Origin of the sequence: Paraflavitalea speifideaquila (assembly GCF_032395985.1) — a bacterium.
In the GTDB taxonomy this organism is placed as follows: domain Bacteria; phylum Bacteroidota; class Bacteroidia; order Chitinophagales; family Chitinophagaceae; genus Paraflavitalea; species Paraflavitalea speifideaquila.
The window spans coordinates 4,455,430-4,468,883 of record NZ_CP135920.1 but is presented as its reverse complement, the minus strand read 5'-3'; the positions used below and the strand labels follow the sequence as shown (position 1 = coordinate 4,468,883).

Genomic DNA, 13,454 nt, shown 5'->3' with positions numbered 1-13,454 from the left:
CGCTTTTCACGGCTACCTGTGGTATACTGCCCAATCCCTGCAGCAACGCAAGCAATGGTACCATTAGTGACACCCTGACCAAATGGCTGAACGATTATAAAAGTATGGCGGTATTCCGAACCTGGATGCCAGTGGGGCGGATACCACCAACTGGAAGGTCAATTTTGGCAATACGAGGTTTTACAAGGTGGGTGTGCCACTGAACGCAGTGATCCACAACGGTGCATTAAAACTGCCGGACTACTATACCGATACCTTGCCTGATGCAGTGCCTTATAGGGTATTGAACTATGACAGGTATCATGATACTCTATGCCTGGACCCGGCCGGTTTTACCTATGAAATAAGGCTACGGCTGCGCGATGAAGACGTAATACCCAATTATCTCAACGACCTCTGGCATATCCGGCTTGAGTCGGACCCAAATACCTCGGGCAGGCTGCTGGTATCGATCAAGCTGGACCCCACCAATGGAGTTGGTATTTGTACGCACCTGAACGATCCCAAACAAAGTTGCCTTCCAGAATATGTGCCCAGGGTGCCAACGAACGTGTGGCGCACCGTGCGGCTGCAGTTCAGGGGCCGGGACTTTAAGTATTATATAGACAACAACCTGATGGGCACCCGCATCCTTGATATGCCGATGACCAAGCTCTATGGATATTCAATAGCGGCCTATGCACAGAAGGGAGAGATCGATTATATACGTATTTCGGATGTAGAAGGTCGCTACCTGTTCAGCGAAGAGTTTACTGATGCACTGAACCTGGCCATTCCCGATCCATCCCTCCGCTGCGGCGGATGTGAAGTGGACTATGCCCGCTACTTCAACAAACGTAATAATTCAAACCTGCCTTATGCTGAGATTGTAAGCCTGTACAAACAGCGGGGCATCACCCTGGATGCCTGTGAACAGGCTGCCCTGACCCTTTGTGGCCGCGCCCAACCGGCTTTCCCGGCCACTTTGCTGGAAGCCATTGACAATTGCAGCGACTCGACCTTCTTCATTATGAGCAAGGCGCAGGACCTGTACCGCCGGTACACCGACAGCCTCAAAGGCCAGTTTGACAAGAACTACCTGGCCAAGTGTATGCAGGCTTACAAGTATGAGCAATTCACCGTACGCCATGCCGTGAGTGAGTACCATTATACGCTGTATTATTACGACCAGGCGGGCAACCTGGTAAAAACGATTGCCCCGGCCGGTGTGCGCGCCAATTATGACAGCCTGTGGCTAAACAGTGTGGCAGCCGCGCGGGCGGCGGACAGGTAAAAGTGCCGGCGCATATAATGCCTACGCAGTACCGCTACAATACCCTGAACCAGGTGACAGCCCAAAAAGCCCCGATGGTGGTAAAACCGAATTCTGGTACGACCGGCTGGGCCGCCTGGCCCTGAGCCGCAATGCCCGCCAGCTGGCGATGAGCAGCAGCAACAACAACTATTTCAGCTATACCCAATATGACTGGCTGGGCCGTATTGGCGAGGTGGGCCAGGTGAAGGACAACCAGAATACGGTGATCAACGATACCTTTACCCGCAATGCTACCGCCCTGAACAGCTGGCATACCGGCCTGCTGGGCAACCGCGAACAGGTAACGGCCACGGTATACGATACCGCTTATAATTTTACGGGTATTGAACCCAACCTGGTCGTTGCCCAGGCCCATGTGCGCAACCGGGTGAGCTATGTAACGTATACCGATACGCCGGGCGTTACCAGTTCCTTTAACCATGCCAGCTTTTACAGTTATGATATCCATGGCAATGTAGACACTTTGCTGCAGGACTATGGCCGGTCGGACAGCCGGGCCAACCTGATGAACAAAAATGCCAACCGCTGGAAAAAGGTGGTGTATGAATATGACCTGATCAGCGGGAAGGTGAACAAAGTAAAATACCAGCCGCAGTACAGCGACCAGTTTACGCACCGGTATTTTTATGATGCAGAGAACAGGCTGACGGAAGTGCAGACCAGCCTGGATGGCTATACCTGGGAAAAGGAAGCCAAATATGAATACTACCTGCATGGGCCGCTGGCACGCACCACGATCGGTCAGCAACAGGTACAGGGTATTGATTATGCCTATACGCTGCAAGGCTGGCTGAAAGGCATGAACAGTACGGGGGCTACGGCTACGCATGATATAGGGGGTGATGGCCGTATAGGCCACATCAACCAGTATGTGGGCCGCGATGCGCTGGGCTTTAACCTGAATTATTTCCTGGGTGACTACAAGCCCATCAATGCGGGGTGACGCCCTTCCCGGCCTACAAGACTGCGGGAACCGGGTTGCCAGACCAGCAATACCGCCCGCTGTACAATGGCAATATCAGCAGCATGGCCTACAATATCCGCATGTTTGAATCGCAGGGGCATACAACGGTATTTGCGAACTACCGGTATGACCAGCTGAACCGGTATAAAGGGCAGGACAATTACTTCAGGTTTGACAAGAACGCAAACAGCTATACCGGTACCTGGGAATCTGTGTATACCTACAAAGAGCAGGTAGGGTACGATGCCAATGGCAATATTCAAAACTATGACCGGTATGGTATCAACCCGGGCCCATCTAAAATGGATGAGCTGGGCTATCAATACTATCCCGGTACCAACAGGTTGAAGCGGGTAACAGACCAGGTAGCTGATAATGCTTATGGCAATAGCTGGGATGTGATACTGGATATAGACAACCAGGTGGACAGCAACTATATCTATGATTCCATTGGCAACCTGGTAGCCGATAAGGCGGAAAAGATCACGAGCATCAAGTGGAATGTGTATGGAAAGATCACGGAGATCAACCGGAATGTTACGCAATACGACCAGGTGACCACTACGCGCACGCGGTATACGTATGATGCGCAGGGCAACCGCATTAGTAAGGTATGGAAGGATTATAACAAAGACAGTAGCCGGTGGGAATTGAAGTATAGCTGGTATGTACGGGATGCGCAGGGTAATTTGTTGAGCACCTACACGACCGTTAATACGGATACGGCAGGAGGGAACCTGGATAGCCTGTACCTGACGCAGGCCGACGTACAGTTGTATGGCAGCAGCCGGCTGGGTAGCTTGTTCCCGCAAAACAGTGTTGTGGACAATGCCCAAACCAATAGCGGCCCCTGGATCAACCCGGATTACCGGGGCACCACTACCGGGGCAACCGGCAGTATGAATTGAGCAACCACCTGGGCAATGTGCTGACCACGATCAGCGACCGGAAAATAGGTGTATATTCGAATGGCTCTTTGACATTGCCAGGAGGATTTACCATCCCCGTGGTCAATTACTATGAACCGGAAATGCTGGCGGCCAATGATTATTATCCCTTTGGGATGTTAAGCAGGACGATAGGAAGCTCTGCTAAATACAAGTTTGGGTTTAATGGAAAAGAGAAAGATAATAGTACAGGAAATGATAATTACGATTATGGTGCAAGGATATATGATGGCAGGATTGGAAGGTGGTTAAGTGTAGATGCTTATTCTGATAAATATCCTAATGTTTCACCTTACTGCTTTTCTGTTAATAGTCCCTTACAGTATAAGGATGCTAATGGCAACTGGCTTTGTAGATAAAGACGGAAATATAATTTTTACAATTGGAAAGGTGACTTATGAAAGAAATGGTAATGAGATTATTGAATCACAGTTGTATTATTTTTATACAAACGATGGGCAAGCAGTAGAAGCTGTTTTTATAGAGTAAAAGGTACAGTTGATAATGTTGAATGGGGAGATAAAGAACAAACAAGATTTTTGAATTGGAAGGATAGAGATAAATTATATGTATTTAATAATACGGGAGAGCCTGAAGGAACTAATTGCCACGGTAATTCTCTAAACTTTCGCCCCGGAAGATTTGACTATTATGTTGCTGGTTTAGATGAAGAAGGACGAGATAATGTGGCAAAAATTTATAAAAATAAGGCAGAGTTTACACCAGTGAACGAAAAAGATGTACAGCCTGGCGATATAGCTATTTTTACAGACGACAAAGGAAATATCCAGCATTCGGCTACAGTTACCAAAGCCAGCAAAAAGAAAAAAAGTAAGACTTACCAGCAAGGATGATAGAAAGCCAGTTGAACGTAATCAAACTATTAAGGGGATAAAAAGAATCCAAACTATAAAAATTTTGCAGGGTATTACAGAAAAAATGCCAATAAAAAGTAGATGTCAAAGTTAATGAACAAGACAGTCCGGGCTATGCTGGCGAACCTGATGGAGAAGAAATTAAAAAAGTTCTTGAAGAAGCAAAGAAGAAAGAGTGAAAAATGGTTTATACAGGAGTAACAGCAAATATTTTGTTCGTTTAATAAACTACAAAAACTGAAATATTTTAAAATATGAAATGCTTTAGGTTGCTTTTGTTACATCTATTATTTATCGCTAAGAGCTTTGGACAGACTAATTGTAATCAAGTTATCATAGAAATTACCAAAGAAAGAAAGCCCAGCAAAATATACACTAAAGCAGCCTTTAAAGATACTTGTACTGATTTAGACTCAACATTTTTGCGACATATTGAAGCCCAGCTAAATAAATCTACCAAACTTTGCAGAAGCACTAAAAAAGGGAAATATATTGTTGAGGCAAAATTTATCGTAGCTAAAGACGGAAGTTTAAGTGAAATAAGTTGTACCAATAATTCTGATTATAAGTTATGTCAAGAAGTATTACTTTCTATTAAGCGAAGTGCTTTTTTAAGACCAAAAGTAAAGTTTCTGTTGAAGTTATACCAATAAGACATTAAAAATTGTTTTGCTGTCGTTGGTATTCTGTTTCGTTCCTTCGTCTGGGTTGAAACAAGAAAGCAAAAAAATACAAACCAAAAATTATTCAGCCGCTTGCAAAATGTGAGCGGCTTTTTTATTCCGGGCAACCTTCACAACGTGTTGACGATTAGCGATCCGGATATCCGGAAAGCGGAAAAATAAGATTTACCGGCAGGGAACACTTAAGAGGTGAACCCTGCAACCTTCACACCATGTTGACGATTAGCGATCCGGATATCCGGAAAGCGGAAAAATAAGATTTACCGGCAGGGAACACTTAAGAGGTGAACCCCTTACAAAGACAATGACCGGCACAAAGCGTGAATAAAGCTTTTTGTGTCGGTCATTTTTTATTGGCGGTGCAAAGCAGGTAAGTATTGAAGAGGATAAACTGTAAGGGTTGAACATCCTCTGATAGTGCAGGGGGGTGAGAATAGCTGGTTTGATTCAGCAGCCTGTAAAAAGTCAGCTTATCAAAAGCTATAGCAACAAGTGGCCTTCTTGTTGGTCGCGATTCGGTTTGCCCTGGCGGTGGCTATTTGTTGTCGATAGCCGTCACGGTCATAGCGCTGGCCACCGAGGACTTCTGTGGAGGTGAGGCCTTTTAAGGCTGCTAATGGCCGGTTGGCGTATGCTTCCACGAATAGTGGCATGTGCCGCCGCAATGCTGCGTGATCGGCTATAGGATGGTGGTAAAGATAATGGTATTTCGCTTGTTTATTGACCGACTCGCTCATGGAATTGGAAAACGCAATATCGCATTGAGCGATCAGGTGCCTGATGTGAGGTTGACCAGGCTGGTTAACGAGCGACTTGACGGGGCCATAGTTTTCAGACCCGTCATCGCTGATCAGTTGGCAGGTACTGATGCCAGCGGGCTGCAGGTGCTCACGGATCACCTTTTGCAGGTTCCGGAACACATACCGGGCATTGCATTCGAGCGCGACCTCCCAGGCCAATATGGCTCTTGAATAGTTATCAACCACGAGATAAATATAGTTCCTGACATTGTCCATTGTTCTGAACACCGTAACATCGACGTGCAAAATCTGCAGCGGTCCAGCAGCACGGATACCCACCTGGTGATGTTTACGCCGGTGAGCAGCTCGTTTCCTTTGCAGAGCCATCAGACGAACATACTTGTAGAAGGTGGCAATGGTGCACACGGCAGCACGATCACGGATCATCTGGTGGTACACGCTTGATAAGGGCCAGGATTGCCATTGCTGATCGCTGCAATACTCCTTAATAGCTGCTACTTCTTTATGCAGAAGCTGTGCAGGATGCCTGCTGCGGCACTGGCTGAAAAGAGATTGACTGCACCGGTTAGTTTGCTGCATCCTGCGGTAGCGGCCAGCAGGCAGTTGAAGATACCTTAGGGTGGTGGCTACTGAAAGCACTTTTGCAACCTTGGCGATATTATCCAGTACAACTGCATTGGCCGATCCTATCTTATCTTTTATCCGCACCTGGTAGCGATCCATAAACCGGCTAAGGGCTATAATCCTGAGCAGGGCCCGGTTGATCTTCAGCAACCTGCTGTTATTGAACACCTGCTGCATGACGGTAAAAGAGGGCTGATGCTGCAGGTACCACTCGTAACCAAATAAGACGGCCGCATGGCGTTGTTTCCAGTCGTGCCGGGTAGAGCAGGGGATCTGTTGAAGTAAATGATCGGGCAGGATGCCCAGATAAAAGCCCAACAGGATATAAGGATGGTAAGAACGTTTAGGTTTTACAGGCCAGGGAGCAACTGATAAGGGCATGGTGCAGGAAACAAGTGATGTTTTGATCAAAAAAACGGGTTGACGGAAGGACAACCAGCTATAAAGATTAGTTGTAAGGATAATCTGCATCAAAGTTTTGAAGGCCCACGATAATGTTGAGGGCCATCAGCATCATGTCATGGTCCTGGCATTTGGCGGGAAGCTGATTAAAGGGCATGCTGGCATAGAATAGCAGCAGCTTTTGAAAAGCGGTGGTTTGTGAAATATTCAATTGTTGATAAAGGTAAATAGCCAGTTTGGAGGGTTCGCTGGTGGTAGGGAAACTTGCATCCTTTTTTTTACAAAGGCAATGAAGTTGTTGGTAGCACTGTCTTTTTGTTTGGGCAGGATCTTACAAAGTCGGCAAAGTTCATATTCTTTTGTATGAGGGTGCAAATGTATAGATAATGCATATTGTAAACAACAATGAGGTTACAGGCGTAACCTACCCTGCCATTTATAGCAAAAAAGGCTGTTGTATCAATCAACGCTATTTGTACCCTATTACTACCCTTCGACTACCCTAGGACTACCCTTCAGCTACCCTACAGCCTCCCTTATTGTCAACACAAATTTACTTCATCGGGTTATTATTCTGGGTATACATATGCGCTTTTGACCATTACCGGCTAAGATGACTACAGCTGACTGCTTGTGGCCAGATATGGCAAGGGATGCCCTGCCATTAATTTATGCTCCGGCAGTTTTTCAAGTTCACTTCAAAACAGGAGAGATCAACAAGGGCTAAGAGCCCTTATTGTACACATAGATAGTGACAGGAGGCAAACTACTGAAGCAACAGCCCGCCAATAGGATGCAACCGGCAAACTGCCGGAGAAAGGCGGCCTGCTGAGCGGGAAAGACGATGTAAGCGCGGCACTGCTCAATACCGACGAGGCAGCAACTGGAACTGGCAACTAAATAAACTTGCATAGACGATACAGTTAAGTAAAAAATAAGCAGCATAAGCTGCAAGGCAGCAAGCAGGGCGGCATGGGCGCAAAGCCAAAAGGAACGCGGAATAAATGGGTGGATTGTTGTCGATGAATTACCCGGTAAAGCTGGTGCAGGATATAACGCAGAAGATTAGCACAGGGGCTTTATGCCGTACCTTTTGGCAGCCTCTGCAGGCAAGGATGCCGCCCTAATTTTGCTGCGCAGCCTTTTTGCTGCTGAATAGGCAAGGAATGGTGGCCAGGTGCAGCAGCGGAATGAACAGGGCAGCGGGGCTGGCCGGCGATGAGGCATGCTGCAGAAGGACTGCCTGGATACTCAGTACAGGTGGTTGTACTTAATAAATGTTGACGTTATTTTTATTGACAGCATGTTGATAATAAAGTGAATTGTTTTAATTGTCTCACACACTAACAGCGCAGTACAGTTGTATATTTGCAAACGCTCTTTGACATACAGATGAATAATGAACCGGACGTACAAGGGAGTGACACAACGGCGGCTGAATAGCAGCACTGCAGATGGCTACCTAAAAATGCTTAACTGCTTACGGAAGCAGGCTTGTCCCGCCTCAGCGGGATGGTGGCCCAAAAAAGCCCCGATGGTGGTAAAACCGAATTCTGGTACGACCGGCTGGGCCGCCTGGCCCTGAGCCGCAATGCCCGCCAGCTGGCGATGAGCAGCAGCAACAACAACTATTTCAGCTATACCCAATATGACTGGCTGGGCCGTATTGGCGAGGTGGGCCAGGTGAAGGACAACCAGAATACGGTGATCAACGATACCTTTACCCGCAATGCTACCGCCCTGAACAGCTGGCATACCGGCCTGCTGGGCAACCGCGAACAGGTAACGGCCACGGTATACGATACCGCTTATAATTTTACGGGTATTGAACCCAACCTGGTCGTTGCCCAGGCCCATGTGCGCAACCGGGTGAGCTATGTAACGTATACCGATACGCCGGGCGTTACCAGTTCCTTTAACCATGCCAGCTTTTACAGTTATGATATCCATGGCAATGTAGACACTTTGCTGCAGGACTATGGCCGGTCGGACAGCCGGGCCAACCTGATGAACAAAAATGCCAACCGCTGGAAAAAGGTGGTGTATGAATATGACCTGATCAGCGGGAAGGTGAACAAAGTAAAATACCAGCCGCAGTACAGCGACCAGTTTACGCACCGGTATTTTTATGATGCAGAGAACAGGCTGACGGAAGTGCAGACCAGCCTGGATGGCTATACCTGGGAAAAGGAAGCCAAATATGAATATTACCTGCATGGGCCGCTGGCACGCACCACGATCGGTCAGCAACAGGTACAGGGTATTGATTATGCCTATACGCTGCAAGGCTGGCTGAAAGGCATGAACAGTACGGGGGCTACGGCTACGCATGATATAGGGGGTGATGGCAAAGCAGGGAGCATCAACCAGTATGTGGGCGCGATGCGCTGGGCTTTAACCTGAATTATTTCCACGGAGACTACAAGCCCATCAATGCGGGGTGACGCCCTTTGCCAATTATCGCCCCACCGGTGGTGTAGGATTGCCAGACCAGTGTGTACCGCCCGCTGTACAATGGCAATATCAGCAGCATGGCCACAACATCCGCATGTTTGAAGCCCAGAACCATGTGCCGATCTTCTACAACTACCGCTATGACCAGTTGAACAGGCTGGTGAAGGGCAGGACAATTACTTCAACTTTAACCTGAAGGCAAACAGCTATAACCACTGGAATAAGGACATCACCTTCCAGGAGAATAGGGTATGATGCCAATGGCAATATTCAAACCTATGACCGGTAATGCGATTGGCGGGGGTCGGAAAATGGATGACCTGACGTATCAATACTATCCCGGTACCAATCAACTACGGCAGGTAAATGATAAAATTGCCGCCACCAAATATGGGTCGGGTATTTATGATGCTATTTATGATATAGACAACCAGGCAGACACCAGCAACTATATCTATGATTCCATTGGCAACCTGGTAGCCGATAAGGCGGAAAAGATCACGAGCATCAAGTGGAATGTGTATGGAAAGATCACGGAGATCAACCGGAATGCCACGCAATACGACCAGGTGACCACTACGCGCACGCGGTATACGTATGATGCGCAGGGCAACCGCATTAGTAAGGTATGGAAGGATTATAACAAAGACAGTAGCCGGTGGGAATTGAAGTATAGCTGGTATGTACGGGATGCGCAGGGTAATTTATTGAGCACCTACACGACCACTAATACGGATACGGCAGGAGGGAACCTGGATAGCCTGTACCTGACGCAGGCCGACGTACAGTTGTATGGCAGCAGCCGGCTGGGTAGTTTGTTCCCGCAGAACAGTATTGTAGACAATGCCCAAACCAATAGTGGCCCCTGGATCAACCCGGATTACCGGGGCACCACCCAATACCGGGGCAACCGGCAGTATGAGCTGAGCAACCACCTGGGCAATGTGCTCACCGTCATCAGCGACCGGAAAATAGGTGTATATTCGAATGGCTCTTTGACATTGCCAGGAGGATTTACCATCCCCGTGGTCAATTATTATGAACCGGAAATGCTGGCTGCCAATGATTATTATCCCTTTGGGATGTTGAGCAGGACGGTTGGAAGTTCAGCTAAGTATAAGTTTGGGTTTAATGGGCAGGAAATGAGTAATGAGGTTAAAGGATTGGGGAATAGTTATACTGCGGAGTTTTGGGAGTATGATCCGAGGATTGGAAGAAGGTGGAACATTGACCCAGTATATAAACATAGCCCATATGAGGCTTATGGTGGAAATCAATTCTCTTTTCAGACCCCAATGGGGCAGATACAGTTAAATTTACTAAGACTTCAATGATTGCTACTTCCAGCAGAAGTACATTTAGTGGCGCTGGAGGGATAAGGCCAGACGCAACTGCTACATTCTCAATTAGCGTAGTTCCTGCAAAAGGGCCAGATATTTTTGTTTACACTAATACTGTTACGAGGATAATAGATGGGAATGCCTCCACGACTACAACCACAACAACGCTTAATCCTGAGGATTCTAAAAGTGCTAAAGGGGTTACTAAGGGTAGGAATATATATTTTGATGGTTTAATCACAGAATCAAGGAATAATAAAGATTGGGAAACTGTTGGTAAGTTCATGAATTTGGACAAAGGGTTTTATGACTACATGGTAGCCAGAAATCCAAGAGCAGCAGGATGGCGTGCCAAAGCATTGAGTATTGAAGCAGGCGAGTTTTTATTGCCTGTATTGGTGCAGAGTGGGTTGGGTGCATATGGAGGATTTCGTTTGGCAGGTGCTCAATCAATGAGGCTTGCAGGGTTCGGTGATGATGCTGCTATTACTTCAAATATGGCAAACCTTACTCCGAAAAAAGGCTGGTATGATGTAGTGGTTCACGGAACAGAAGATGGCTTAGCTTTTACTGTGAATAAACAGCTCGTTACTCCTAATCAATTATATAACATGATGTTGGCTAACGGGTATCAACAAGGAACAAAAATCCGCTTAATGTCTTGTTATTCAGGATCTGTTCCCGGTGGAGGTGCTGTTCAATTGTCAAAATTAGCTAATGCTCCCGTTATGGCTCCAACAGGTGCTTTATCTATTTTTGGAAAAGGTAGTTTTATGGTAAATTATGGTCAACAATTCTACATAGAACCCACTCAAGCACATGAAATAGGAAGAATGTTGTTATTTAAATAGGTCTTAAATTTATAATATTATGAAATTTGTTGGAATACTAAAAGAGCATGAATCTGGATTAGTTAAGATAGGGCAGGCTTTAAGTGATTTTAATGCCCCCAATAAATCGAAAATCGAAAACTATGAAGCAATTGTTTCATATCTTGAAAATGGAACAATTGTAATATCTTTTCTGCATTATGTTCAAGATGCTATGGGTAATTCAATTGTACCCCTTATATTTTATACTGATGGAAAATGGATTTGGCCAAGTTATCTCGTGCATTATCTCTCTAAAAATTATACCTCCTTGTTGCCAGTAGAATTTATTGCTGATATGAAGTATAATAAGTTTGATCCCCAAAAAAGTAGGAGAAGAGAAAATAGTGGAGGCGCAAAGGTTCTATAAAAGCATTTATGATCCAAATAGAAACAGATAGGACAGTGTCCAACTTGTCACCTGCGTAAATTTAAAATATCTAAAGGATTGGCGTTTTGCCAGTCCTTTTTTGTGTTATACCAATTCAAGGGAAGCAGCCATGTTTCCTTTTTCATTTAAAACTGTAACCATGTCAAACAATATTGAACTCAATACAGAGAATCCTGAATATTTTACATGGCAGTATGAACAATTGCAAATTGGCATACTGGGAGGTCTAAAGATAGAAGGGCTGGACAGGATGCGGGTAACCTTGAAGATTGAATGGAAGCAACTGGCAGTAAGACATAACCTGGACTTGTACAATGATACTGCTTTGGATAAACTGATCAGAAAATGCGCAGAAAGGTTTTCTTTGGGCACTGCTTACATGGCAGAGGTGTTTGCAGCACTCATCACTGTTTTGGAAAACTACCGGCTTGGTGAGCTTAAAAGCAGGTTAAAACGGAAGTGAAGGAACCTATGAAGCCGGAGAGAAGGAGAGAAGTGGAGAATTTCTTACAGCAGCCGGGATTACTCAAAAGAACCAATGACCTGATTGGACAGAGTGGAGTAATAGGGGAAGAAAAAACAGGCTTCTGATGTTTTTGGTATTCACCAGCCGGAAAAGGGAGCAACCTTTACACATTATCAGTCTTGGAAGCAGTAGAACAGGTAAAAGCCATTTGCAGGAGAAGGTGGGAGAACTGATGCCACCGGAGGACAAAATTGAGATCACAGCTTTGAGTGAAAATGCCTTTTACTATTTCGGTAAGCAGGAACTAAAGCACAAATTGATACTGATAGAGGATTTGGATGGCGCACAGGAGGTATTATATCCATTGAGAGAATTACAAAGTAAAAAGGTGATCAATAAAACCGTGGTGTTCAAGTCTTCCAATGGAGAAACACAAACCACTACATTGAGGGTAGAAGGCCCTGTATGTGTAGCAGGCTGTACCACCAAAGAATCAGTTTATGAGGATAATGCCAACAGGAGCTTCCTGATCTATCTGGATGAAACCAAAGAGCAGGATAGCCGGATCATGGACTACCAGCGTAAAAAGAGTGCTGGAAAGATCAATACCATGCAGGAGAATCAGGTAAAGCAGTTCTTGCAGGATGTACAACGGGTTTTACAGCCTGTGGCAGTAAGGAATCCCCATGCAGAAGATTTGCAGTTGCCGGTGAGTGTATTCAAACCCCGCAGGACTAATGCTCACTATCTGGCTTTCATAGAGGTGGTGACGTTTTATCATCAATTCCAGCGTGAGCAAAAGACAGATCAACACACCGGGGAACTGTATATTGAAACCACATTAGAAGATATACAGGAAGCCAATCAATTGATGAGTGAGATACTGCTACGGAAAAGTGATGATCTGTCAGGAGCTTGTAGGAGCTACTTTGAGGAACTGAAAAGCTGGCTGGCAGGGGCAGAAACCCCTACCTTTACCAACAGGCAGGCCAGCAAAGGGCTGCATATTCCGTTAAGTACTGTAAAACGGCATCATCTTACCCTGTTAAATGCCGGATACCTGCAAAAGACCTACGGGGAGGATAATAAGAGCTTTTCTTACACCGTGGCACATCAGGGGGATTATCAGCAACTACAGGCCCATATTACCTCCATCCTTGACAAGGTACTGGAAGATTTAAAAGCCAAACACCGGCTCACTGGCTCATCATTGGCTCAACAGGGTATTGAGCCGGTGAAACCTAAGGCAGTAAAGAGAAAGAGGCTATCGGCTCATTAGCTCACCGGGAGGTATATGAGGGTGATTTTACTAACGTAGAACAGATAAGGAGAAATATCAACTCCCTCCTGGCTTATCATTATT

Annotated in this window: 16 protein-coding genes; 14 read left to right on the top strand and 2 right to left on the bottom strand. The window is 46.0% G+C overall.

Annotation, left to right across the window (positions count from 1 at the left end; translation table 11 throughout):
- Positions 1–193: 193 nt before the first annotated feature.
- The 6 genes from RS881_RS30745 to RS881_RS30720 all read left to right on the top strand — a co-directional run bounded on the left by RS881_RS30745 (position 194) and on the right by RS881_RS30720 (position 4,754).
- Positions 194–1,273 (top strand): hypothetical protein, encoded by a 1,080-nt coding sequence (locus RS881_RS30745; protein ID WP_315814243.1) that lies wholly within the window; start codon positions 194–196, stop codon positions 1,271–1,273.
- The gene (locus RS881_RS30740) at positions 1,242–2,258 is read left to right on the top strand and encodes a hypothetical protein (protein WP_315814242.1); all 1,017 of its coding nucleotides are present in this window, start codon (positions 1,242–1,244) and stop codon (positions 2,256–2,258) included. Before RS881_RS30745 ends, RS881_RS30740 begins: the two co-directional genes overlap by 32 nt.
- Positions 2,255–3,187 carry a hypothetical protein gene (locus RS881_RS30735; protein ID WP_315814241.1) on the top strand — a complete coding sequence of 311 codons (933 nt, stop codon included), beginning with the start codon at positions 2,255–2,257 and terminating at the stop codon, positions 3,185–3,187. Before RS881_RS30740 ends, RS881_RS30735 begins: the two co-directional genes overlap by 4 nt.
- Positions 3,184–3,585: an RHS repeat domain-containing protein gene (locus tag RS881_RS30730; RefSeq protein WP_315814240.1), complete on the top strand. Its 402-nt coding sequence runs from the start codon at positions 3,184–3,186 to the stop codon at positions 3,583–3,585. The genes RS881_RS30735 and RS881_RS30730 overlap by 4 nt, the downstream gene beginning before the upstream one ends.
- Positions 3,586–3,765: 180 nt before the next feature.
- Positions 3,766–4,080 (top strand): hypothetical protein, encoded by a 315-nt coding sequence (locus tag RS881_RS30725; protein ID WP_315814239.1) that lies wholly within the window; start codon positions 3,766–3,768, stop codon positions 4,078–4,080.
- 296 nt (positions 4,081–4,376) lie between these two features.
- Positions 4,377–4,754, top strand: coding sequence for a hypothetical protein (locus RS881_RS30720; RefSeq protein WP_315814238.1), 378 nt, complete (start codon positions 4,377–4,379; stop codon positions 4,752–4,754).
- 503 nt (positions 4,755–5,257) lie between these two features.
- On the opposite strand, the gene RS881_RS30715 is transcribed toward RS881_RS30720, so the two are convergent.
- A complete protein-coding gene (locus RS881_RS30715; RefSeq protein WP_315814237.1) occupies positions 5,258–6,580 on the bottom strand; it encodes a hypothetical protein in 1,323 nt (440 codons plus the stop codon).
- 37 nt (positions 6,581–6,617) lie between these two features.
- Entirely contained in the window at positions 6,618–6,782 is a 165-nt protein-coding gene (locus tag RS881_RS30710; RefSeq protein WP_315814236.1) for a hypothetical protein, read from the bottom strand.
- A 1,283-nt stretch (positions 6,783–8,065) separates the two neighbouring features.
- Here RS881_RS30710 and RS881_RS30705 point away from each other — a divergent pair.
- The 8 genes from RS881_RS30705 to RS881_RS30670 all read left to right on the top strand — a co-directional run bounded on the left by RS881_RS30705 (position 8,066) and on the right by RS881_RS30670 (position 13,370).
- Entirely contained in the window at positions 8,066–8,974 is a 909-nt protein-coding gene (locus tag RS881_RS30705) for a hypothetical protein (protein ID WP_315814235.1), read from the top strand.
- Between the two features lie 37 nt (positions 8,975–9,011).
- Positions 9,012–9,221, top strand: a complete 210-nt coding sequence (locus tag RS881_RS30700) for a hypothetical protein (protein ID WP_315814234.1) — start codon at positions 9,012–9,014, stop codon at positions 9,219–9,221.
- Between the two features lie 64 nt (positions 9,222–9,285).
- Positions 9,286–10,359, top strand: a complete 1,074-nt coding sequence (locus RS881_RS30695) for a hypothetical protein (protein ID WP_315814233.1) — start codon at positions 9,286–9,288, stop codon at positions 10,357–10,359.
- On the top strand, positions 10,356–11,216 hold the full coding sequence (locus RS881_RS30690; RefSeq protein ID WP_315814232.1) for a DUF8616 domain-containing protein: 861 nt from the start codon (positions 10,356–10,358) through the stop codon (positions 11,214–11,216). The genes RS881_RS30695 and RS881_RS30690 overlap by 4 nt, the downstream gene beginning before the upstream one ends.
- 19 nt (positions 11,217–11,235) lie before the next feature.
- Entirely contained in the window at positions 11,236–11,604 is a 369-nt protein-coding gene (locus RS881_RS30685) for a hypothetical protein (RefSeq protein WP_315814231.1), read from the top strand.
- A gap of 160 nt (positions 11,605–11,764) precedes the next feature.
- Complete coding sequence (locus RS881_RS30680) at positions 11,765–12,088, top strand: hypothetical protein (RefSeq protein WP_315814230.1); 324 nt, start codon at positions 11,765–11,767, stop codon at positions 12,086–12,088.
- Entirely contained in the window at positions 12,085–12,216 is a 132-nt protein-coding gene (locus RS881_RS30675; protein ID WP_315814229.1) for a hypothetical protein, read from the top strand. Before RS881_RS30680 ends, RS881_RS30675 begins: the two co-directional genes overlap by 4 nt.
- The gene (locus RS881_RS30670; RefSeq protein ID WP_315814228.1) at positions 12,216–13,370 is read left to right on the top strand and encodes an MTBMA_p00010-related P-loop-containing protein; all 1,155 of its coding nucleotides are present in this window, start codon (positions 12,216–12,218) and stop codon (positions 13,368–13,370) included. The genes RS881_RS30675 and RS881_RS30670 overlap by 1 nt, the downstream gene beginning before the upstream one ends.
- Positions 13,371–13,454 lie beyond the last annotated feature (84 nt).

Coding starts and splice junctions, on each gene's coding strand:
- RS881_RS30695 (WP_315814233.1), top strand. CDS start 9,286: ATGGCAATATTCAAACCTATGACCGGTAATGCGATTGGCGGGGGTCGG.
- RS881_RS30690 (WP_315814232.1), top strand. CDS start 10,356: ATGATTGCTACTTCCAGCAGAAGTACATTTAGTGGCGCTGGAGGGATA.
- RS881_RS30685 (WP_315814231.1), top strand. CDS start 11,236: ATGAAATTTGTTGGAATACTAAAAGAGCATGAATCTGGATTAGTTAAG.
- RS881_RS30680 (WP_315814230.1), top strand. CDS start 11,765: ATGTCAAACAATATTGAACTCAATACAGAGAATCCTGAATATTTTACA.
- RS881_RS30670 (WP_315814228.1), top strand. CDS start 12,216: ATGTTTTTGGTATTCACCAGCCGGAAAAGGGAGCAACCTTTACACATT.